Here is a 20,630-nt window from a genome sequence, read left to right as displayed (position 1 = left end):
CCGAGGAGCATCACATGCAGTGGAGTTCTCTAGTCACCCAGCTCTTCGGCCCCTATCACGGCATGCGCGAGGACGGCGATTTTCTGCAGGGCGAGGTGATGTTCGAAGGCGAGCCGCTCACGGTGATCGGCACGACCCATCATGCGCCGATCGGGGTCCGGCTCGCACTTGCGCAGGCCCGCGCGATCCTGGACACCATCACCCGGCACCCGGGCCGGCCGATCCTGCTGCTGATCGACACCCAGGGACAGCAACTGCGCCGGCGCGACGAGTTGCTCGGCATCAACCGGGCGATGGCGCACCTGGGCGCAAGCATCGACCTGGCACGGCGCCGCGGCCACCGCGTGATCGGCCTGGTGTACGACCAGGCGCTGTCCGGCGGGTTCATCACCTCGGGCTTGATTGCCGACGCCTGCTACGCGCTGCCGGATGCCGAGATCCGGGTGATGCGCATCCCCGCCATGGCGCGCGTCACCAAGCTGCCGGAGGACAAACTCACGGCGCTGTCGCAGTCCAATCCGGTATTCGCCCCTGGCGTACAGAACTACGTGGCGATGGGGGGCGTGCGCGCACTCTGGCGGGGCGACCTGCAGGCCTGCCTGCGCGAGGCGCTGGCCCCAGCGCCAACAGACGACCGGCGCGCACGGGACGGCGCCGAACGGGGGGGCCGCCGGCTTGCCGCCGCGGTCGCGCAGCGCGTGCTGGACGCCGCCTGAGCGCCGCTTGAATGCGCATGAGTGCCATGGCTCCACTGCGTCGCCATCAACTCGCCCGGCTCTCCAGGAGCGGCTGGGCCGCCGTCCTGCGCCATCCTTGGGATGAGCAGGCGCGCGACTGCCTTGCGCATTGGGCGTCGCATCAGTTGCCACTGGTCGTGACGCGCCAACCGGTTCATTCCGAGTCCAACGGATCGATCGCGCTGGGTTTGCCCTCGCCTGCGCGCTGGGGCAGGCGACGGCTTGCACTGCAGGTGCCGCGCGTTGCGGTGCATTGCCTCGACGAGTTCCCGCGCCTCGCCGCTGTCCAGGAGCTGCTGCCATCGTCGGCGCGGGATGCGGTGCGCGAGCTGGCTGGCAGGCTCGACGCGTGCCATGCGACAGCACGGGTGTTCGGCAGCTATGGCTGGCAAGCGATCAGCGGTCTCGATCACGTGCGGACCGACTCCGATCTCGATCTGTCGGTCACCGCCCGGGGGGCGGAACATGCGGACAGCGCGGTTCGTGCGCTCGAGTCGTTCGACGCGATACGGCCCCGGCTGGACGGCGAGCTCATATTCGGCGACGCAGCTGCGGTTGCGTGGCGTGAATGGCGCGAGTGGCGCACCGGACGCTCGCGGGCGGTGATGGTCAAGCGACTGGACGGCGTATCCCTGCAGCGCGACGCCGCGTGGTGCGAACACGCCGGGCGGATGGAGGTGGCCGCGTGAAGAGCTCCGCCCTCCCGTTGGCCCCGGATTCGCCGCTCACACCGGCCGCCATCGGGCGCGCCGCCACGCTCGCGCTGCATGACGAACTGTCGCTGGCACCCAAGCCGGGCCTGGTGACGTTGATCGACTCGGGCAGCCACGACGACATGGACGCCCATACCTTCATGCGCAGCCTGTTCTCTTTGCGTCGCTACTTCGCGCAGATCGCCGAAGCCGGATTCGGCGGTGCAGACTTCGACGTGCTGGAGCGGCATGGCATCGCTGCGGAGGCACGCATGCTGGCCGCCACGGGCGGGGTCAACACGCATCGCGGCGCGATCTTCATGCTCGGCCTGTTGTGCGCGGCAGCGGGCGCCGCGTTGCGAGAGCACGGCGGCGCATTGCACCCGCCCGGACTGCGCGATGCGCTGCGCCAGCACTGGGGCGACGCGCTGGCCAGGCGAAGCCGGCGCCCGCCCGTGCTGCCCGGCGGCATCGCTGCACGAAGGCACGGCCTGCGCGGCGCATCCGAAGAAGCGGCGCTCGCGTTTCCCGTGCTGTTCGAGACAGCGCTCCCCGCACTGAAGGGGGCATTGGCGCGGGGCCTCACGCCCCGCCAGGCCCGTCTCGATACCTTGTTCCACATCATCGCGGTCCTCGACGACAGCAACCTCGCGCATCGCGGCGGCCTCGCCGGCTTGCGCTGCGCCCAGCGCGCCGCGCAAGACTTTCTGGATCGAGGAGGCGTCGCGCGGCCCGACGGGCTCCAGCAGGCACACGCCATTGCCGACGATTTCGTGCGGCGGCGCCTGTCGCCCGGCGGCGCGGCCGACACGCTCGCCGCAGCCTGCTGGATCCAGCGCGTGTGCCCAGGCTCATGAGCTTCGCGTTGCTTTTTTCCGGCCAGGGCACCCAGCATCCCGCCATGCTGCCCTGGTTGACGGACGACCCACTTGTGCGCGACATGTGCGCGCGGCTTGGCGTCGACGATTGGCGCCATGCACTCGCCGATCCGGAGTGGGCCGAGCGCAACGACCACGCCCAGACGCTGTTGACGGGCCTTGCCCTGGCAGCCTGGGGGCAGCTGGCGCCCCTTCTCGCACCACCAGCCGCAGTGGCGGGCTACAGCGTCGGCGAACTGGCCGCGTTCAGTGCCGCCGGCGTGATCGATCCCGCCACAGCGGCAGCGCTGGCGCCGCAGCGGGCCGAGGCCATGGACCGTTGCGCCGCCCGTGTGCCCGGCGGACTGCTGGCCGTCAGCGGTCTTCCCGAGCAGAAGCTCGAACAGCTGCGCGTCGAAGCCGGCCTCGAACTCGCCATTCGCAACGGCAACGCCAGCGTGATCTTCGGCGGCCCGATCGCCGCGTTGAATGACGCCGAACGCATTGCCGGGTCGCTGGGCGCGCAGTGCACGCGCTTGCGGGTCAACGTCGCCTCCCACACGCCCTGGATGCGCGAGGCGGCAGAGAGCTTCTCGCGGACGCTTGCACAGGTGCCGTTCGACGCGCCTCGGGTCGTGCTGTTCAGCAATGCGGGGGATCGCATCCGGGATGCAAAGTCTGCCCGCGTTGCGCTGGCCGCCCAGATCGCCCGGACGGTTCGCTGGGACGAATGCATGGAAAACGTCATGGCCCGGCAGGTGCGTTGCGTGCTGGAAATCGGTCCGGGCCAGGCGCTGGCGCGCATGTGGAATCAGCGCTACCCGACCGTTCCGGCTCGCGCCTGCGACGACTTCCGCAGCGCCGCGGCGATCGCGGCATGGCTGAACAGCCACGCGGACCCGTGAAACCGGCAGGCCACTTGACGTCTTGAATCGAGCAACAGGAGATCCATCGTGAACAGCAACGAAGAAATAACGCCCCATCCGATTCCGGTCCCGGACATGAACGACGCCCATGTGGCCGGCATGGCCGCCTACGACAAGCTGGTGGCCGAGGCTGAGGCCGACTACAGCGGCTACTGGTCGCGCCTTGCGCGCGAGTTCCTGAGCTGGAGAACGCCGTTCACCCAAGGGCTCGACGACAGCCAGGCGCCTTTCTTCAAGTGGTTCGAGGATGGCACGCTGAACGTGTCCTACAACTGCCTCGACCGCCAGGTCGAGCGTGGGCTGGGCGACAAGACCGCGATCGTCTTCGAGGCCGACGATGGCCAGGTGACGCGGGTCAGCTACCGCGAACTGCTGGCGCGCACCTGCCGCCTGGCCAATGCGCTGAAGGCGCGCGGCGTGAAGAAAGGCGATCGCGTCGTCATCTACATGTCGATGAGCATCGAGGGCGTGGTCGCGATGCAGGCTTGCGCGCGCATCGGCGCCACGCATTCGGTGGTGTTCGGCGGGTTCTCCGCGCAGAGCCTGCGCGATCGCATCCAGGATGCCGGCGCCGTCATGGTCATCACCGCCGACGAACAGCTGCGCGGCGGAAAGCAACTGCCGCTCAAGTCCATCGTGGACGAAGCCATCGCGCTGGGTGGCTGCGAAAGCGTCCGGAACGTCATCGTCTATCGGCGCACCCGCGGCGCGATCCACTGGGTCGCGTCGCGCGACCGCTGGCTGCACGAGGAGATGCAAGCCCAGGCCGAGACCTGCGAACCCGAATGGGTCGGTGCCGAGCACCCCCTCTTCGTGCTCTACACGTCGGGCTCGACCGGCAAGCCCAAGGGCGTCCAGCATTCCAGCGGCGGCTACCTGCTGCACGCGGCGCTGACGACGAAGTGGACCTTCGACCTGAAGCCGGACGACGTGTTCTGGTGCACTGCCGACATCGGCTGGGTCACCGGCCACACCTACATTGCCTACGGCCCGCTGGCGCTGGGCGCCACCGAGGTGGTGTTCGAGGGCGTGCCCACCCATCCCGACGCCGGCCGCTTCTGGCGGATGATCCAGGACCACAAGGTCAGCGTGTTCTACACCGCGCCGACGGCCATCCGCTCGCTGATCAAGGCGGCCGAGGCGAACGAAACCGTGCATCCCAAGCGTTACGACCTGTCGAGCCTGCGCATCCTGGGCTCGGTCGGCGAGCCGATCAACCCCGCGGCCTGGGAGTGGTTCCACCAGCACGTCGGCGGCGGCCGCTGTCCGATCGTCGACACTTTCTGGCAGACGGAGACCGGCGGCCACATGATCACGCCGCTGCCGGGCGCCACCCCGCTGGTGCCGGGCTCCTGCACCCTGCCCTTTCCCGGCATCGCGGCGGCCGTCGTCGACGAGACCGGTGCCGACGTGCCCAACGGCCAGGGCGGCATCCTGGTGGTCAAGAAGCCCTGGCCGAGCATGATCCGCACGATCTGGGGCGATCCGGAACGCTTCAAGGCGAGCTACTACCCGCCGGAACTCAAGGGCTTCTACCTCGCGGGAGACGGTGCGATCCGCGATGCGAAGACGGGCTATTTCACGATCACCGGGCGCATCGACGACGTGCTCAACGTCTCGGGCCACCGCATGGGCACGATGGAGATCGAGTCCGCGCTGGTGTCGTGCACCGATCTCGTGGCCGAAGCCGCGGTGGTCGGGCGCCCCGACGACACCACGGGCGAGGCGATCTGCGCCTTTGTCGTCCTGAAACGCGCACGGCCCACGGGAGACGAAGCGAAGAAGATCGCCAATGAGCTGCGCAACTGGGTCGCCAGGGAAATCGGCCCGATCGCCAAGCCCAAGGACATCCGCTTCGGCGACAACCTGCCCAAGACCCGCAGCGGCAAGATCATGCGCAGGCTGCTGCGGTCCGTCGCCAAGGGCGAGGCCATCACGCAGGACACCTCGACGCTGGAGAACCCGGCCATCCTGGAACAACTGTCGCAGCGGAACTGACGAGACACCGGCTTCCCGGGGTGGGGCCGGACCGTTGCGGCCTGCGCGATCGCGCAGGCTGCGTGAGATTGCCGCCGCCCGCGAACCTGCCGCGGCAATTTCCGGCTTGCCGGCACTGGCGTCCGCCGCCGCACCGTCCTATGCTTTGAGTCTTGCCGGATGGCCGGCAAGAAAGAGCGTATGTCGTCAACCCGTTCAAGGAGTGATCATGTCACTGCGCATCAACGATATTGCCCCCGACTTCACGGCCCAGACGACCCAGGGGCCGATCAAGTTTCACGAATGGATCGGTGACGGCTGGGCGATCCTGTTCTCGCACCCCAAGGACTTCACGCCGGTCTGCACCACCGAGCTGGGCTACATGGCGAAGATCGAGCCCGAATTCACCAAGCGCAACACCAAGCTGATCGGCCTGAGCGTCGATCCGGTCGATGCCCACGACCGCTGGTCCAAGGACATCGAGGAAACGCAAGGCTACCTGCCCAAGTACCCGATGATCGGCGACACCGACCTCGCGGTGGCCAAGCTGTACAACATGCTGCCGGCCGACGAGCCGGGCACGTCCGAGGGCCGCACCGCGGCGACCAATGCGACGGTGCGCTCGGTGTTCGTGATCGGGCCCGACAAGCGCATCAAGCTGATGCTGACCTACCCGATGACGACCGGACGCAACTTCGACGAGATCCTGCGCGTGCTCGACTCGATGCAGCTGACTGCGGCGCACAAGGTCGCCACGCCGGTCAACTGGCAAAAGGGCGAGGACGTGATCATCGCCGGCTCGGTGTCGGACGAGGACGCCAAGAAGCTGTTCCCCGCGGGCTGGAAGTCGCCGAAGCCCTACCTGCGCGTGGTGAAGCAGCCCGGCTGACCGTGAGCGCATCATGGTCTTCGCGCAGATCGCGACCGGCGGCTGCCAGTCCTACCTCGTCGGCTGCGACCAGACCTGTGCCGCCGCGCTCATCGATCCGGAACTGAGCCAGATCGATCACTACATCGCGCTCGCCGCCCGCGACGGCGTGCGCATCCGCTACCTGATCGACACCCACACGCACGCCGACCACTTCTCGGCGACCCGCGAACTCGCGCGCCAGCTGAAGGTGCCCGTGGTCATGCACCACGCGAGCCCCGCGCCCTTCGTGGACATGCGCATCGGCGACGGCGAGATGATCGTCGTCGGGCGCCTGCGGCTGCAGGTCACCCACACGCCGGGCCACACCGCCGACTCGATGTGCCTTCAAGTGGAAGACCGCCTGTTCACCGGCGACACGCTGCTCATCGGCGCCACCGGGCGCACCGACCTGCCCAGCGGGGACCCCGAAGCGCTCTACGACAGCCTGTTCAACCGCGTGCTGCGCATGGACCCGGCGCTCAAGGTCTGCCCCGCGCACGACTACAAGGGACGCACCCACTCGACGATCGCCGAGGAAATCGCATCCAACCCGCGGCTGCAGGCGCGCGATCGCGAGGCCTTCGTCGAGATGATGCGCAGCCTCAACCTCACGATGCCGACGCACATCACCGAGGCGCTGCGCACGAACATGAGCGGCGGCAAGACCGTGGCGAGCCTGCTCGCCGAGGCGACGGCGGCGGTGCCCTTCATGTCGCTGGCCGAACTCAAGGCGCGCGTCGAGGCCGCGGAGGACGACCTGATCGTGCTCGACGTGCGCGAGCGCGACGCCTACGAGGCCGGCCACATTCCCGGCGCGCGCCTGCTGCCGCGCGGCCAGCTGGAGCTGCGCGTCAACCAGGACCTGCCCGATCCCACGCGGCGCATCCTCACCTGCTGCGAGCTGGGCTACATCTCGACGCTGGCGGCTTCGACGCTGCGGGGCATGGGTTTTCTGCACGCGGTCGCGCTGGACGGCGGCATGAAGGCCTGGCGCGAGGCAGGCTATCCGCTGACGGCCGGGCGCGTGGCCTGAGCGCGCGGGGTTTTTCTCCGCCGAATCGGCGCAACCGGCTCGGCCGCGGGCTCTCGCTCGCGGCCGGCACGCCGCGCGTCGCGCGACGCCGGGCTGGACCCCGAAAAATTTTTATGTCTCGAAATCCGGACGCGATTCACGGCCGATTTCAGCATGTCGAAATAGTGCTTTCCCTAGCGAAAGGGCCGCTGCTCCGCGCTCAAAGTTCGAGACGTGGCGGCTCACGGAATACCTAGCATTGGTCGAACGCATTGAGATCCGCCACGCGGCAGACAGGCGGTTTCAGTGCGCAGGCCGCCCTTGTGCGGCGGCATTTGACCAACTCACCGAGAACGCCATGACCGACAAGTTCGACCTCGCCTCGCTTCGCAGCGAGTTCCCCGTAATGAAGCGGATGTTGTATCTCGACTCGGCCCACCAGACGCCGATGGCGACGTCCGTCCGCACGGCCTTGACGGAGTTTCTCGTCGAGGGCAACGAATCGGCAGGCCCGAAGCCGGTGTGGATGCGTCGAGTGGAGATCGCCCGCGAGAACGTTGCCAAGCTGCTCAACGCCTCAGCCCGCGAGATTGCGTTCACGAAGAACACGTCGGAGGGCCTGAACATCGCCGCGAATGCCGTCCCGCTCGAGCGGGGGGACAACGTCCTGATGATCGAGGGCGACCATCCCAACAATGCGTACGCGTGGCTCAATCTGAAGCGCAAGGGTGTGGAGGTCCGGTTCATCAAGCTCGACACCGAGATTGCCTCCGCCGAGACGTTCGCGCCTCACATCGACGCAAGGACCAAGGTCATCTCCTTGTCGCACGTCACCTTTCATGCCGGCCATCGCCACGATATCGGCAACATCGGCAAGCTCTGCGCAAGCAAGGGAATCTACCTGGTCGTGGACGCGATGCAGTCAGTCGGTGTACTGCCGGTCGACGTGAAGGCCCTTGGTGTATCCGTCCTGGCTGCCGGATGCCACAAGGGCCTGCTGGTCCCACAGGGGCTGGGCATCCTGTACGTGAAGGAGGGCTTGGACGAACTCCAGCCCGCGTATCTGGCCATGTCCAGTCTCGCGAATCCTCCCGAGGACTACATCGCCCGGCCTGATGACCTCGCTCCACGGAAGGACGCCGGGCGCTTCGAGATGGGGAACTACAACCTCCCCGACCTTCACGCGCTCTCTGCCGCCATCGAACTCATCAACAGGGCGGGGCCCGCCAACATCGAGCAGCACGTTCTCTCGCTTGGAGACCGGCTGATCACTCACCTCGACGCGTTGGGGATCCCGCTGGTGGGGCCGCGACACCGGGACAGCCGCGCTCATATCTATGTGCTCGATTTGCCCGTCGCCGAATGGCTCGACTACCTGGCGCAACACCAGGTGCGGGTTTCACCGGAGCGGGACGGCATCCGCATCTCGTTCGGCCTTTTCAACTCGCTCGAAGACGTGGACCGGGTCGCCGCACTTCTCAAAGAGCGGCACTTGCAGACAACACGCTCCCAGGCAGCCGAGCAGATCGACTGACCCGATTCGCTCCCCGGCCACTCTCTTCGGAAATCAACAGGAGTCCTTCCCATGAACCGCCTCACCTTGCTTGCCGTCGCTGCAGTCAGCGGCCTTCTCCTCGGCGCCCCCTCGTTCGCCCAGTCCACCGGCGACACTCTGAAGAAGATCAAGGAAACCAAGACCATCACGCTGGGGTACCGTGAATCCTCGGTACCGTTCTCCTTCCTCGACGGGCAGCAGAAGCCTGTGGGTTTCTCCATGGACATCTGCCAAGCCATCGTCGCGAAGGTCAAGCAGCAGTTGAACCTGCCTGCGCTCGAGGTCAAGGAAGTTGCGGTGAATTCGTCGAACCGCATCCCGCTGGTGGTGAACGGCACGGTCGATGTCGAGTGCGGCGGCACGGCCAACAATGCAGCAAGGCAAAAGCAGGTGAGCTTCACCGTCGCCACCTTCGTGAGCCAGCCCCTTTGGCTCGTGCGAAACGACGCCGGGGTGAAAAGGCCCGCCGATCTCAAAGGCAAGACCATCGTCGTCACGCAAGGTTCGAATGCCGTCGGCTTCGCTCGAAAGTTCAATGACGAGCAAAAGCTGGACCTGATGACGATCCAGGCCAAGGACCATGGGGAGTCGATGCTGACGCTCGACGGCGGCCGTGCGGCCGCATGGCTCGAAGACGACATCCTGTTGGCCGGGGAGAAGGCCAACTCCCGCAATGGCGCGTCGTTCACGCTGATGCCAGGCGGGTTCGACAACATCTACTACGGCCTCATGCTGCGCAAGGACGATGCCGAGTTCAAGACGCTCGTCGATGGCGTGATTGCGGGAATGATGAAGGCCGGCGAGTTCGACAAGCTCTACAAGAAGTGGTTCGAATCGCCGATTCCTCCCAAGGGCATGAACCTCAACTTTCCGATGACCGACAAGCTCAGGGAGCGCATCAAGTCGCCCAGCGACAAGATCGACTAGGCAGACAGCCAGCCAACCCGGAGAGAGATGTGTTCAACGTCCTTTTTGAAACCGTCCAGGATGGAGAAGAGCTCTACCTGACATGGCTCCTCGCCGGGCTGGGCTGGACCGTCGCGCTCGCGCTGGCCGGATGGTGCTTCGCGTTCGCCTTGGGAATCGTTGTCGGATGCGCAAGGACCTCGACGAACCGGGCCGTGGCCATAGCGTCGCGCCTCTATGTCGAAGTGTTCCGCAACATTCCCATCATCGTCCAGATGTTCCTCTGGTACTTCGTACTGCCCGAGGTTCTGCCCCCTGAAACGGGAGCGTGGATCAAGAAGATCCCCCCACCCTGGGGAACATTCGTCCCGGCGCTGCTTGGCCTCTCGCTGTATACGGCCGCCCGGGTCGCGGAGCAGGTCAAGGCCGGCATCGAGGCGCTTCCCTATGGCCAGCGCTGCGCGTCGCGAGCGCTCGGGATGACGGAGTTCGGCGCCTACCGCCTCATCCTTTTGCCTCAAGCTCTTCGCATCATCATGCCGACGCTCACGAGCGAGGTCATGGGCATTTTCAAGAACACGTCGGTTGCCTTGACCATCGGCCTGTTGGAGCTGACTGCGCAGGCCCGGCAGATCAACGAGTTCACGTTCAAGACGTTCCAGGCATTCGGAGCCGCGACCCTCATCTATCTGCTCCTGGCGCTCACGGTCTATGGAGCGATGCGCTGGCTCGAAAACCATTTCCAGACACCAGGGCAGGAAATGAAACGGGAAAAGCGCGGCATCCCGTTCGACAAGAAGGCCGAGGAGGCAACGCCATGAATCACTTCGACTTCTCGGTCATCGTCCAGGCCTGGCCGTTCCTGGTCAAGGGCCTGATCTTCTCGCTCGAGCTCACCGCTGTCGGCTTCATCGGCGGGCTGGTCCTGGGCATCGGCCTGGCTCTGGTGCGGCATCTCGAGGTTCCGTTCGCCGCCCCATTGGCGACCGGCTACATCACGTTGATCCGTTCGGTGCCGCTCATCATGGTGCTGTTCTGGTTCTTCTTTCTGATGCCGCTGATCCTCATGTGGCTGACCGGCGCCTCGCGCCCTGTCCAGATCGGCCCCGTGTGGACCGCCTTTGTGACCTTCACGCTGTTCGAGGCGGCGTACTACGCGGAGATCATCCGCGCCGGCTTCAAATCCATCGCGAAGGGCCAGTTCGCTGCCTCCAAGGCCCTTGGGATGACGACCCTTCAAACCTACGGCTCCATCATCCTTCCGCAGGTCCTGCGCGTCGTCAGCCCGATACTTCTCACCCAGACCATCATCCTTTTCCAGGACACTTCCCTGGTGTACGTACTTTCCGTCACCGACTTGCTGGGCGCCGCGTCCAAGGTGGCCCAGCGAGACGGGCGCCTCGTCGAGATGTACCTGGCCGTGGCCGTGGTGTACATGGTCATCTGCTGCGCGACGTCGCAGCTGGTGGCCGTGCTGAAGCGGCGCTACGCCGTGCCGGACCGCCGCTGACGGGAAAGGACGGTATGGCCAAGCCTGCACCAAATCGGAAAGCCAAGGCGCGCGAAGCACTTGGGCCTGGAACGCCGGTCGAGCGGCTGTTTGCGGTGCTGACGCTCGCATCGAAGATGGGGATGATCTCCGCCGCGGACGTCGTCTACATGCTCGATCTCCCGCGGCCGACTGCCCACCGGATGATTGCGACGCTGGAGGAGCTTCGATTCCTCCAGAAGATGCCCGTCAAGGGCAAATATGCGATTGCGCCAAAGCTGGTGGGCTTGGCGACATCGATTCTCGGGTCGACCATCGTCTACGCGCCCATTCAATCCTTGTTGACGGGCCTCGCCCAGAAGACCGGAGAAACGTGTGGACTTGCCGTGATGTCCAGCGGGGAGGTGGAGTACATCGCGAGCGTGATGGGCCAGTCTCCCTTGACGCTCCAGTTTCAGGCGGGCCAGAAGGCACCGCTGCACAGTACCTCCAGCGGCCAGGTGTTCCTGGCCGGACTCGGCGATGACGAGCTCGCAAAATTCCTTGCCTCGGGCCCCTGGGAAGCCCTCACGCCGAAGACCATCACTGATCCCAAGGCCATGAAGGACAAGTTGCGCAAGGTCCGCGCCGACGGCTTCGCCTCCAACGAGTCGGAGTACATCGTCGGAGTGGTCGGGGCCGCGGTTCCGATTCACGGTGCCGACAACCAGGTGGTTGCGGCACTGACCATTTCGGCGCCAAGAAGTCGTCGCACCCTTGACGAGGTCCACGCCATGGTCCCGACAGTCAAGACATACGCGGAGCGCATGAGGCGTTCGATCGCACAGCAATCCTGAAGATCCCCCTGACTCGGCCTGCCGCCTTCCTGCGACAGCGTGAGCACCGTGGACGCGGCGCCACGCCAGCGTGAACCGCGGGTGAATGGACTGTGTCATTCATTCCCGACATGGCGAAGACTTGACGGCCATCAAGGATTGCGGTGCCGCTGCCCATAGGCTGCGGAGATGCTGCACTCGACCCTGCCTTCCTCGAACAGTCCCGGCTTCCGCCCGGACAGCATGTTCACGGCCAGCGACCTTTCGGCCGTCTACGAGATGGCGCACCGGCTGAAGGCTGCATCACTCGCGGGCGGTCACGGCGACCGGCCCCTGCTCGGCAAGAACATCGCGCTGCTGCGCGCGCGCCCGCCCGAAGCGCAGCTGCCGGTGCTTCATCGCGCCGCGCTGGACCTGGGCGCGCACGTGGCGCATGTGCGCCTTGGTCCCCCGATCGAGCCGAACGGGATTCAGTTCCGCGGCCTTTCCCAGATGCTGGGCCGGCTGTACGACGCGATCGATTGTTCCTCCCTGTCGCCTGCGGAAGTGCGGCAGATCGAACGGCATGCGGGCGTGCCCGTCTTCGACGATCTCGAAAGCGCCGACCATCCGGCACGGGCGATGGCAGACCTGATGACACTGCGCGAACACGGCTGCACGCCGGCGCCGAACACGCAGATCGCCTTTCTCGGCGACCCCCTTTCGAGGCGTGCGGAGAACTTTTTCGAGCTCGCGCGCGCGGCAGGGATCCGCCTGCGCCAGTTCGATCCCTCCGGGACGACGGACAAGGCGGAATTCCTGGTGGACGCGCTCGACGCGGACCATTGGATGCTCCATGCGCCCTCCGGCCCGATCGATGCCGCGGAGTGCTCGGAGAACCACCGCTTCGTGTTGCAGGCCATGCTGCTTGCCGCGACAAACGGGGGCTGAGCCCGGCGCCTACCTTCGGGGGCCGATGTGGCATGCGCACGAGATGCTGTTGGGCTTCGCGCTGGTTCTGCTCGCCGCATTGGTCCGGGTTCTGCTGCCCCTGGTGTCCCCGGCCCATACCGTTGCCGCGGCGCTTTTTTTCAGCGCGTTCTGGAGCCTGGGTTTCGGCCTCTATGCGGTGCGCTACTGGCCCGTGCTGACCCGGGCGCGCCTGGACGGCAAGCCCGGCTGAGCGCTCCCTGCGTCACGGCGGCAGGTTGACGTGCGTCAAGGCAGGGGCCGGCACCGCCCGGCACCATGGGCGTTCACTTCGGAGCCTTCCTTGAGCATTCGCCATCTCGATCGCCTGCTGTCGCCGGCCTCCGTCGCCGTGTTCGGCGCCTCCAACCGGCCCGGCAGCGTCGGCGCCACGGTGTGGCGCAACCTGCGCGCCGGCCCTTTCGCGGGGCCGGTGTACGGTGTGAACCCGAAGCACTCCTCGCTGGATGGCGTGCCCATCTTCGCGGCAGCGGCCCATCTGCCCGCGGCGCCCGACCTGGCGCTGATCTGCACGCCACCGGCCACCGTGGCGCCGCTGGTCGCCGAACTCGGCGCGCTCGGCACCCGCGCGGTGGTCATCGTCACGGCGGGACTGAGCGCGGAACAGAGGAAGGCCGCGCTGGACGCGGCGCGCCCGTTCACACTGCGGCTGCTCGGCCCCAACTGCCTGGGGCTGCTCAGCCCGCACATCGGACTGAACGCCAGCTTCGCGCACACCGATGCGCTGGCGGGCGACGTGGCGTTCGTCTCGCAATCGGGCGCGCTGGTCACTGCCGTGCTCGACTGGACGCGCAGCCGCGGCGTGGGCCTGTCGCACCTGATCTCCCTGGGCGACCACTGCGACGTCGACTTCGGCGATCTGCTCGACCACCTGGCCAGCGATGCGCACACCCGATCGATCCTGCTCTACGTGGAGTCGATCGAATCGCCGCGCAAGTTCATGTCGGCCGCGCGGGCCGCCGCGCGCAACAAGCCCGTGATCGTGGTGAAGGCCGGCCGCGCCGGCAACGGCGTGAAGGCGGCAGCCTCGCACACCGGCGCGCTGGCCGGCTCCGACACGGTGTATGACGCGGCCATCCGGCGCGCCGGCATGCTGCGCGTCGACACCCTGCAGGAACTGTTCATTGCCGCCGAGACGCTGTCGCGCTTTCGCGGCAATCGGCACACCACGCTCACGGTCATGACCAATGGCGGCGGCGCCGGCGTCATGGCCGCCGACGCGGCCGCGCAAGAGGGCGTGGCGCTCGCGGAGCCCGACGCCGCCCTTCTGGCCCGCCTCGATGCCATCCTGCCGGCCCATTGGTCGCGCGCCAATCCCGTCGACATCATCGGCGACGCGCCGGTCGAGCGCTATGCGGAGACCCTCTCGGCCCTGCTGGCCGACGACTCGGCGGGCGCCGTGCTCTTCATGCATGCACCGACCGCCATCGTGCGCAGCGAGGACATCGCGCGAGTCTGCCTGCCGCTGGTGCGCAGCCATGCCTCGCGCGTGATGAGCGCCTGGCTCGGCGACAACGCGGTGGCGCAGGCGCGCAAGCTCTTCGAGGACGCCGGCATCGCCGACTACGCCACGCCGGAAGAAGCGGTGCACGCCTTCGCCATGCTGCAGACCTACCGGCGCAACCAGGACATCCTGATGGAGACGCCGAGCGCCAGCCCCCACGCCTCGCCCGACGCCGCCGCGGTCCGTGCGCCGCTGGAGGCCGCCATGGCCGAAGGCCGCGAGTGGCTGGGCGAACAGGAGGCCAAGGCACTGCTGAAGGCCTACGGGATCGAGGTCGTGCCCACGCTGGCGGTCACAGCGACGGCCGAGGCAGCCGTCGAGGCGGCGCGCGGCCTGGGCTATCCGGTGGCGCTCAAGATCCTGTCGCGCGACATCACCCACAAGTCGGATGTGGGCGGCGTGCGGCTCGGACTGGACAGCGAAGCCGCCGTGGCCGGCGCCGCCCGCGAGATGCTCGAGGCGGTGCGAAGCGCCAGGCCGCTGGCGCGGATCGACGGCTTCACCGTGCAGCCCGCGGTGCACCGCCCGCATGCGCAGGAACTGATCGTGGGCGCCAGCATCGACAGCGTGTTCGGCCCCGTGATCCTCTGCGGGCAGGGCGGTACCGCGGTCGAGGTGATCGGCGACACGGCCATCGCGCTGCCGCCGCTGAACCGCGCGCTGGCCCGCGAGCTGGTGTCGCGCACCCGCGTGGCGCGGCTGCTGGCCGGTTTTCGCGACCACCCGCCGGCCCGGCTCGACGCGTTGTACGACGTGCTGGTGGCGGTCTCGCAGATGCTGGCCGACCTGCCGCAGCTGGCCGAGCTCGACATCAACCCGCTGTGGGTCGACGAGAACGGCGCGCTGGCGCTCGATGCGCGTGTTCGGCTGTCGCGCACGCCCGTGGCCGGCGCCGAACGCTTCGCCATCCTGCCCTACCCGGCGCAGTGGGTGCGCACGCAAAGCTGGAACGGCCGCCAGATCGTGGTGCGGCCGATCCGCCCCGAGGACGAGGCGCAGCACCGGCGCTTCTTCGAATCGCTGGACGCGGAAGACATCCGCATGCGCGTCTTCTCGACCCGCAGGGAACTGCCGCGCAGCGAACTCGCCCGCCTCACGCAGATCGACTACGACCGCGAGATGGCCTTCATCGCCGAGGGCCTCGATGCCCAGGGCTGCGCCGAGACCCTGGGCGTGGCCCGCACGGTGAGCGACCCCGACAACGTGGAGGCCGAGTTCGCGATCATCGTGCGCTCCGACCTCAAGGGCCAGGGGCTGGGCACCCTGCTCTTCGAGCGCCTGATCGAGCATGCGCGCCGCCGCGGCATCGAGCGCCTGGTCGGCTTCGTGCTGCGCGAGAACACGCGCATGCTGAAGCTCTCGACCGCCTTGGGCTTCAAGGCCGACCCGGCGGAGCCGCCGGCCTCGGGCCTGCGGCGAATGGTGATGGACCTGGCGCCCCGAGCGATCCCGACGTGGTCGTCGGCGTGAAGCCGTAGTAGCGCTCGTTCAGGAAGCGCGCGACCTCCACGATGTCCTCGTCGCGCCAGCCGAGCGACGCGGCCTGCTGCCAGCGGCGGACCTGGACCTCGAGGCTGTTCCAGTCGGTGGCCAGCCTCCTGCTGCGCCAGTGCATCTGCGTGCTGTGGCAGGCGATGCAGTTCGTGTTGTAGAGCAGTTCGCCGCGGGACTGGGCCTGGGTCTGAGCCTGGGCCGGGCTGCCCTGCAGCGCGGTCACGACCAACACGGCCGCCGCCAGCGGGACCCGGCTTGGCGCATGCCGGCGGCCGAGGCGGCTTCGAGGGCCGTCGAGAGGGATCGGTGTAGGACGCATGCTCGTCTCCTGTTCGACCGCAGCGGGTGGAGGCGCCATCGTCCGCCCGGAGACTGCGCGCTCGCTTGATCCAGCGCAACGGATGCGCCGGTGGGGATGGCTAGAGTGGATTTCCGATGATTCTCCTTTCTGCTGGGCGGCAGGACTGGGCGGCCCGACAGGCCGGCCAATGAATGGATCCAGTGTTTTCACATCAATTCAGGAACACAACATGACATCCAGAAAACTTCGCTTCTTGCTGGCGCCGCTCGCCGTTGCGCTGGGCAGCATCGCCTTTGCCGCGGACAGCACCGCGCCGGGCCAGCTGAGCCCGCCCTCGAGCACGAGCCAGAAAGCCGGAGACGCCGCCGGCAGGGCCGCGAGAGACGCCGAGAAAGCGGCGCGCGAAGCCGCCGATGCCACAAAGGCCGCGGCAGAAAAGAGCAGGATTGCCACCGGCAAGGTGTCGAAGGCGCTGGCCGAAGGCGTGCGCCGCGCCGCCCGGAAAGCCGCCGAGGCCGCCAACCGGCTGGAGGAAAAGGCGAGCACCTCGGCAAGCAAGGCGCTGGACGAAAGCAAGGACGCCGCGCGCACGGTGGAGGAAGAAAGCAAGAAGGCCTCAGCTGCCACTGCGGAAGCGCTTCGAAGGGCGGAGGAGTCGCTCAAGCGTTCCGCCGAAGCCAGCAAGGAGGATGCTGAAAAGGCCGCGCAAGCCACGCGCGAAGCGCTCGACAAGGCCGTGGAAGCCACGCGCAGCGCTGCAAAGGCCGCTGCGGACGCTTCTGCCAGGACGGTCGAGGCCATCAAGCATGCGGCGCGTCCCGCGGGAACCGACAAGAAGTAGTCCGACGCGGCATTCCTTGAAATCCCGTCGAAGCCGAGGCGGTGTGCCGCAGAAGATGCTCTCCAACCCGAGAGAAAGAAACGAGGCCGTCCATGTCCATGCTCCAGTGGCTCGCCATCGCGCTGATCGCGGTGCTGCTTGCCGCGGGAGCGTGTCTCGCGCTGAACATGTTCGTTTTCTGGGTCACGCTCGACTGAATCTCGGGAGGTTCGAACATGTCCCTGATCCTTCTGAGAGAGCTGTCCGAAACGCCGCTGCCCTGCACAAAGGGCGATCCGGCGATGATCGACAGGTTGCGCCTTCTGGAGGCCGCCGGTCTGGTCAAGGTGCTGATCCCGCCCGTGCACGTCGACTGCGACCACTGCCAGCGGCAGGACCCGGCCACCGTGCTCGAGATCACATCCCGCGGATGGGAAGCCCTGCGCACCAATCGGGTGGTGGAGGACGCGCCGCTCCCCCCGCCACGGCAGGAACGCCCGCGCTCGGGCAGCGCGGCGCTGAATTTCGCGCAACTGGCCGCCTGGCTCAGCAGTTTTCGCCGCCGGCCCGGCCGGGCGACGTGCGACCACCCGGATGTGCCCGGGCGGGCTGACACCGACGGTTGACACAGTGTTTCCGTCTGATGCGCAGCATTGGCTATGCGGTCAAGCACGAGGTCTAAATTGAGATGGCGCGATTCGTTCTCTTGTTGCAACGGCTCACGCAACGCACAAGGAGACCCAAATGGCCACACTCAATGCATCCGGCGGCTACGAACTGCGCTTTCAACCGCTGTACGCCAATCACCGCGCCTTCACATTTCCTTGTGACGCAGTCGGCCACGTCGACATGGACTCGCTCAGCGAACCGATGTTCAACAACTACCTCTATGCACGCGCGATGATGGGGCTGGAGTTGGCCTGGCCCCAAGTGCGCGTCAGCCCGTCGCACTGACGCGCCGAAGCCTGCGAGCCGTCTGGCGGCGGATCCATTTTTCAGCCTCCACCGCGAAAAAGACCCCCGCCGCGCAGGCCAGGCACAGCCCCAGTTCGCCGGCCGTCAGAGCCTCGGTGCGAAACACCGCCTGCAAGGCAGGCACGTAGATCACCGCGAGCTGGAGCACCAGCGTTGACAGGACCGCGCCGGCCAGCGGCAAGTTGCTTCGCAGCCCCTGGGTGAACAGCGAATCGGTCTCCGAGCGAATGGCCAGCACATGCCCCATCTGCGACAGCGTGAGCACCGTGAACACCATCGTCTGCCAGTGCATGCCGGTCTTCAGGGCCCAGGCCTGGATGCCCAGGCACAGCGCGGCAATCAGCAAGCCGACCCACAGCGCGTGCTGCCACAGCCCGCCCGCAAACACGCTTTCGCCTGGCGCGCGCGGCGGGCGCCGCATGACGTCTCGCTCGGCAGGCTCGGCGGCAAGGGCGAGGCCAGGTAGCCCGTCGGTCACCAGATTGACCCAGAGAATGTGCAGCGGCAATAGCGGGATCGGCATGCCCATCAGAGGTGCGAGGAACAAGGTCCAGATCTCCCCGGAGTTCCCCGTCATCGCGTAGCGGATGAACTTTCGGATGTTGTCGAAGATACGCCGTCCCTCGCCGACGGCCGCCACGATGCTCGCGAAATTGTCGTCGAGCAGCACGAGGCTCGCCGCCTCGCGAGCGACGTCGGTGCCGCCCAATCCCATCGCCACGCCGATGTCCGCCTGCTTGAGCGCGGGCGCGTCGTTGACGCCGTCGCCGGTCATGGCCACGAACTGGCCCTGGGCCTGCAGCGCCCTGACAATCCGGATCTTCTGGGCCGGGTCGACCCGTGCATACACGCGCACGTCGCGGGCCGCGCGCTGCAACGCGTCGTCGTCCATCGCGCCGAGCTGCGCACCCGTGAGCGGCGGCGCGTTGCCCTCGGCAATGCCGAGTTCGCGCGCGATGGCCATTGCCGTTGCCGGATGGTCGCCGGTGATCATCACCGGCGTGATGCCCGCGCTGCGGCAGTCGGCCACGGCGGCCTTGGCCTGAGGGCGCGGCGGATCGGCCAGCCCCACGAGCCCGAGCAGGACCATGTCGGATTCGACGGCATCGGCGGCCTGGCCCGCGGGGTCCTTGGCGAAGCAGCGGTGCGCCACCGCGAGCACGCGCAGCCCTTGCGCTGCCAGTGCCTCCGCGGCGAACAGGGCCTCGGCGCCGTCCAGCAGCAGATCTCCCTGCCCTGATGCCAGTCGGGTGCAGCGCGGCAGCACCGTTTCGGGTGCGCCCTTGGTGACGGCGAGCCAGCCTTCATGCGCGCGGTGCAGCGTACTCATGCGCTTGCGCTCGGAGTCGAAAGGCCACTCGTGCAAGCGGGCATGGGCTGCGCGCACCGCACCGGGATCGACGCCATCGGCCTGGGCGGCTTCGACCAGTGCGGTCTCGGTGGGGTCTCCCATCCACGCTCCCTGGGCATCGATGCTGGCGTCGGTGCACAGCAGCACCGCACGCCAAATGGATTCCCGTGATCCACCGGCAAGAAGATCCACCACCTGGACCCGCATCCGGTTCTGCGTCAGGGTGCCGGTCTTGTCGGAGCAGATCACGCTCACGGAGCCGAGCGTTTCGACGGAGGGCAGACGGCGAACGAGCGCGTTCACCTTCACCATGCGGCGAGCGCCCAGCGCGAGCAGCACGGTCACCACGGCAGGCAGTGCCTCGGGAATGGCCGCGACCGCCAGGCTGATGGCGGTCAACGCCATGAGCAGCACCGCTTCGCCGCGCACCACGCCAATGCCAAAGATCAGCGCGCAGATGCACAGGACCACCAGGGACAGCCGCTTGCCGAACGAAGCCAGGCGCAACTGCAGCGGCGTGCTTCGCGCCTCTGTGTCGCGCAGCAGGCCGGCCACGCGGCCCAGCTCGGTCTGGGCGCCGGTGGCGGTCACCAGTCCTTCGGCCCGGCCGTGCGTGACCAGCGTTCCCTTGAATGCCATGTTGAGCCTATCGCCCAGCGCGTGCGCGCCATGGGGCAGATGCGCGGTGTGTTTTTCCACCGTGACCGACTCCCCGGTCAGCGTCGATTCATCCACCCGCAGATGCGCGGCATGGTGCAGGCGAAGATCGGCCGGCACGAGGTTGCCTGCCTCGAGCAGCACCACGTCGCCAGGCACCAGCTGGCTCGTCTCCAGGATCTGGGTACTGCCCTCGCGCCGCACGGTGGCATGCGGACTGGCCAACCGCTTGAGCGCATCGAGCGCGCGCTCTGCCCGCCACTCCTGGGCGAGGCCGATGGCGGCGTTGAGCACGACGATGACGCCGATGGCCACGGTGTCCGCGACATCCCCGATGAGGCCGGACAGCAATGCCGCCGCAATCAGGACCAGCACCATGAAGTCTCGGAACTGATCGAGCACCCGTCGAGCCAGGCTGCGGGGCGGTGATTCCGGCAGGCTGTTGCGGCCGTGAAACTCCTGGCGCTTCAGAGCCTCGTCGGCGCGCAGGCCCTCGCGGGGGTCCACGCCCAGGTGAGCCGCGAGCGCGGCGACGGGATGCAGGTGCGCGTCGCGCGCCAGCGTGCCGGCATCTTGCGGATCGTTCATCCGGCGATCGTGCTCGTTACGGGCAATCAGGCCTTGACGATGCGCAAATGGCAGCAGGGAAGATATGCCTTGATGCCTATCAGGGCGGGTCGCGC

20 protein-coding genes are annotated in these 20,630 nt (G+C 67.3%); 18 read left to right on the top strand and 2 right to left on the bottom strand.

Annotated features, from left to right (window positions below):
* Positions 1-14: 14 nt before the first annotated feature.
* From mdcE to ACAM55_RS28350, 15 genes are all read left to right on the top strand, one after another.
* Positions 15-716 (top strand): biotin-independent malonate decarboxylase subunit gamma, encoded by a 702-nt coding sequence (gene mdcE, locus ACAM55_RS28420; protein ID WP_369656605.1) that lies wholly within the window; start codon positions 15-17, stop codon positions 714-716.
* 17 nt (positions 717-733) lie between these two features.
* Complete coding sequence (gene mdcG, locus ACAM55_RS28415; protein WP_369656604.1) at positions 734-1,426, top strand: malonate decarboxylase holo-[acyl-carrier-protein] synthase; 693 nt, start codon at positions 734-736, stop codon at positions 1,424-1,426.
* A complete protein-coding gene (mdcB, locus tag ACAM55_RS28410) occupies positions 1,423-2,286 on the top strand; it encodes a triphosphoribosyl-dephospho-CoA synthase MdcB (protein WP_369656603.1) in 864 nt (287 codons plus the stop codon). The genes mdcG and mdcB overlap by 4 nt, the downstream gene beginning before the upstream one ends.
* Complete coding sequence (locus ACAM55_RS28405; RefSeq protein ID WP_369656602.1) at positions 2,283-3,191, top strand: ACP S-malonyltransferase; 909 nt, start codon at positions 2,283-2,285, stop codon at positions 3,189-3,191. The genes mdcB and ACAM55_RS28405 overlap by 4 nt, the downstream gene beginning before the upstream one ends.
* A 96-nt stretch (positions 3,192-3,287) precedes the next feature.
* On the top strand, positions 3,288-5,210 hold the full coding sequence (acs, locus tag ACAM55_RS28400; RefSeq protein WP_369657490.1) for an acetate--CoA ligase: 1,923 nt from the start codon (positions 3,288-3,290) through the stop codon (positions 5,208-5,210).
* Between the two features lie 208 nt (positions 5,211-5,418).
* The gene (locus ACAM55_RS28395) at positions 5,419-6,078 is read left to right on the top strand and encodes a peroxiredoxin (protein ID WP_369656601.1); all 660 of its coding nucleotides are present in this window, start codon (positions 5,419-5,421) and stop codon (positions 6,076-6,078) included.
* A 13-nt stretch (positions 6,079-6,091) separates the two neighbouring features.
* Complete coding sequence (locus tag ACAM55_RS28390; RefSeq protein WP_369656600.1) at positions 6,092-7,132, top strand: MBL fold metallo-hydrolase; 1,041 nt, start codon at positions 6,092-6,094, stop codon at positions 7,130-7,132.
* Between the two features lie 337 nt (positions 7,133-7,469).
* Positions 7,470-8,645, top strand: coding sequence for an aminotransferase class V-fold PLP-dependent enzyme (locus ACAM55_RS28385; RefSeq protein ID WP_369656599.1), 1,176 nt, complete (start codon positions 7,470-7,472; stop codon positions 8,643-8,645).
* 51 nt (positions 8,646-8,696) lie between these two features.
* Positions 8,697-9,593 (top strand): transporter substrate-binding domain-containing protein, encoded by an 897-nt coding sequence (locus ACAM55_RS28380; protein ID WP_369656598.1) that lies wholly within the window; start codon positions 8,697-8,699, stop codon positions 9,591-9,593.
* A gap of 29 nt (positions 9,594-9,622) precedes the next feature.
* The gene (locus ACAM55_RS28375; RefSeq protein ID WP_369656597.1) at positions 9,623-10,393 is read left to right on the top strand and encodes an amino acid ABC transporter permease; all 771 of its coding nucleotides are present in this window, start codon (positions 9,623-9,625) and stop codon (positions 10,391-10,393) included.
* Positions 10,390-11,082, top strand: a complete 693-nt coding sequence (locus ACAM55_RS28370) for an amino acid ABC transporter permease (protein ID WP_369656596.1) — start codon at positions 10,390-10,392, stop codon at positions 11,080-11,082. Before ACAM55_RS28375 ends, ACAM55_RS28370 begins: the two co-directional genes overlap by 4 nt.
* Before the next feature lie 14 nt (positions 11,083-11,096).
* Positions 11,097-11,897 (top strand): IclR family transcriptional regulator, encoded by an 801-nt coding sequence (locus ACAM55_RS28365; protein ID WP_369656595.1) that lies wholly within the window; start codon positions 11,097-11,099, stop codon positions 11,895-11,897.
* A gap of 258 nt (positions 11,898-12,155) precedes the next feature.
* Entirely contained in the window at positions 12,156-12,806 is a 651-nt protein-coding gene (locus tag ACAM55_RS28360; RefSeq protein WP_369656594.1) for a hypothetical protein, read from the top strand.
* 43 nt (positions 12,807-12,849) lie between these two features.
* Positions 12,850-13,038: an NnrS family protein gene (locus ACAM55_RS28355; RefSeq protein ID WP_369656593.1), complete on the top strand. Its 189-nt coding sequence runs from the start codon at positions 12,850-12,852 to the stop codon at positions 13,036-13,038.
* Between the two features lie 90 nt (positions 13,039-13,128).
* Positions 13,129-15,819 carry a GNAT family N-acetyltransferase gene (locus ACAM55_RS28350; protein WP_369656592.1) on the top strand — a complete coding sequence of 897 codons (2,691 nt, stop codon included), beginning with the start codon at positions 13,129-13,131 and terminating at the stop codon, positions 15,817-15,819.
* Here ACAM55_RS28350 and ACAM55_RS28345 read toward each other — a convergent pair.
* Positions 15,725-16,162 (bottom strand): hypothetical protein, encoded by a 438-nt coding sequence (locus ACAM55_RS28345; protein ID WP_369656591.1) that lies wholly within the window; start codon positions 16,160-16,162, stop codon positions 15,725-15,727. The genes ACAM55_RS28350 and ACAM55_RS28345 overlap by 95 nt on opposite strands.
* Positions 16,163-16,373: 211 nt before the next feature.
* On the opposite strand from ACAM55_RS28345, the gene ACAM55_RS28340 reads away from it, so the two are divergent.
* From ACAM55_RS28340 to ACAM55_RS28330, 3 genes are all read left to right on the top strand, one after another.
* The gene (locus tag ACAM55_RS28340; protein ID WP_369656590.1) at positions 16,374-16,985 is read left to right on the top strand and encodes a hypothetical protein; all 612 of its coding nucleotides are present in this window, start codon (positions 16,374-16,376) and stop codon (positions 16,983-16,985) included.
* Positions 16,986-17,200: 215 nt separating this feature from the next.
* Positions 17,201-17,590 carry a hypothetical protein gene (locus tag ACAM55_RS28335; RefSeq protein WP_369656589.1) on the top strand — a complete coding sequence of 130 codons (390 nt, stop codon included), beginning with the start codon at positions 17,201-17,203 and terminating at the stop codon, positions 17,588-17,590.
* 118 nt (positions 17,591-17,708) lie between these two features.
* Positions 17,709-17,918 carry a hypothetical protein gene (locus ACAM55_RS28330; protein WP_369656588.1) on the top strand — a complete coding sequence of 70 codons (210 nt, stop codon included), beginning with the start codon at positions 17,709-17,711 and terminating at the stop codon, positions 17,916-17,918.
* Here ACAM55_RS28330 and ACAM55_RS28325 read toward each other — a convergent pair.
* Positions 17,902-20,535 (bottom strand): cation-translocating P-type ATPase, encoded by a 2,634-nt coding sequence (locus ACAM55_RS28325; RefSeq protein WP_369656587.1) that lies wholly within the window; start codon positions 20,533-20,535, stop codon positions 17,902-17,904. The genes ACAM55_RS28330 and ACAM55_RS28325 overlap by 17 nt on opposite strands.
* Positions 20,536-20,630: the final 95 nt, after the last annotated feature.

The organism is Variovorax sp. V213, from assembly GCF_041154455.1.
In the GTDB taxonomy this organism is placed as follows: domain Bacteria; phylum Pseudomonadota; class Gammaproteobacteria; order Burkholderiales; family Burkholderiaceae_C; genus Variovorax.
The sequence above is the reverse complement of the archived record's forward strand: the minus strand, read 5'-3'. Positions and strand labels throughout refer to the sequence as shown.

Bases quoted from the DNA above. Each gene is read 5' to 3' on its own strand.
- acs (WP_369657490.1), top strand. From the start codon at position 3,288: ATGAACGACGCCCATGTGGCCGGCATGGCCGCCTACGACAAGCTGGTG.
- ACAM55_RS28405 (WP_369656602.1), top strand. From the start codon at position 2,283: ATGAGCTTCGCGTTGCTTTTTTCCGGCCAGGGCACCCAGCATCCCGCC.
- ACAM55_RS28325 (WP_369656587.1), bottom strand. From the start codon at position 20,535: ATGAACGATCCGCAAGATGCCGGCACGCTGGCGCGCGACGCGCACCTG.
- ACAM55_RS28360 (WP_369656594.1), top strand. From the start codon at position 12,156: ATGGCGCACCGGCTGAAGGCTGCATCACTCGCGGGCGGTCACGGCGAC.
- ACAM55_RS28395 (WP_369656601.1), top strand. From the start codon at position 5,419: ATGTCACTGCGCATCAACGATATTGCCCCCGACTTCACGGCCCAGACG.
- ACAM55_RS28370 (WP_369656596.1), top strand. From the start codon at position 10,390: ATGAATCACTTCGACTTCTCGGTCATCGTCCAGGCCTGGCCGTTCCTG.
- ACAM55_RS28385 (WP_369656599.1), top strand. From the start codon at position 7,470: ATGACCGACAAGTTCGACCTCGCCTCGCTTCGCAGCGAGTTCCCCGTA.
- mdcE (WP_369656605.1), top strand. From the start codon at position 15: ATGCAGTGGAGTTCTCTAGTCACCCAGCTCTTCGGCCCCTATCACGGC.
- ACAM55_RS28390 (WP_369656600.1), top strand. From the start codon at position 6,092: ATGGTCTTCGCGCAGATCGCGACCGGCGGCTGCCAGTCCTACCTCGTC.
- ACAM55_RS28335 (WP_369656589.1), top strand. From the start codon at position 17,201: ATGTCCCTGATCCTTCTGAGAGAGCTGTCCGAAACGCCGCTGCCCTGC.
- mdcG (WP_369656604.1), top strand. From the start codon at position 734: ATGAGTGCCATGGCTCCACTGCGTCGCCATCAACTCGCCCGGCTCTCC.
- ACAM55_RS28380 (WP_369656598.1), top strand. From the start codon at position 8,697: ATGAACCGCCTCACCTTGCTTGCCGTCGCTGCAGTCAGCGGCCTTCTC.
- ACAM55_RS28355 (WP_369656593.1), top strand. From the start codon at position 12,850: ATGCTGTTGGGCTTCGCGCTGGTTCTGCTCGCCGCATTGGTCCGGGTT.
- ACAM55_RS28365 (WP_369656595.1), top strand. From the start codon at position 11,097: ATGGCCAAGCCTGCACCAAATCGGAAAGCCAAGGCGCGCGAAGCACTT.
- ACAM55_RS28340 (WP_369656590.1), top strand. From the start codon at position 16,374: ATGACATCCAGAAAACTTCGCTTCTTGCTGGCGCCGCTCGCCGTTGCG.
- ACAM55_RS28345 (WP_369656591.1), bottom strand. From the start codon at position 16,162: ATGCGTCCTACACCGATCCCTCTCGACGGCCCTCGAAGCCGCCTCGGC.
- ACAM55_RS28330 (WP_369656588.1), top strand. From the start codon at position 17,709: ATGGCCACACTCAATGCATCCGGCGGCTACGAACTGCGCTTTCAACCG.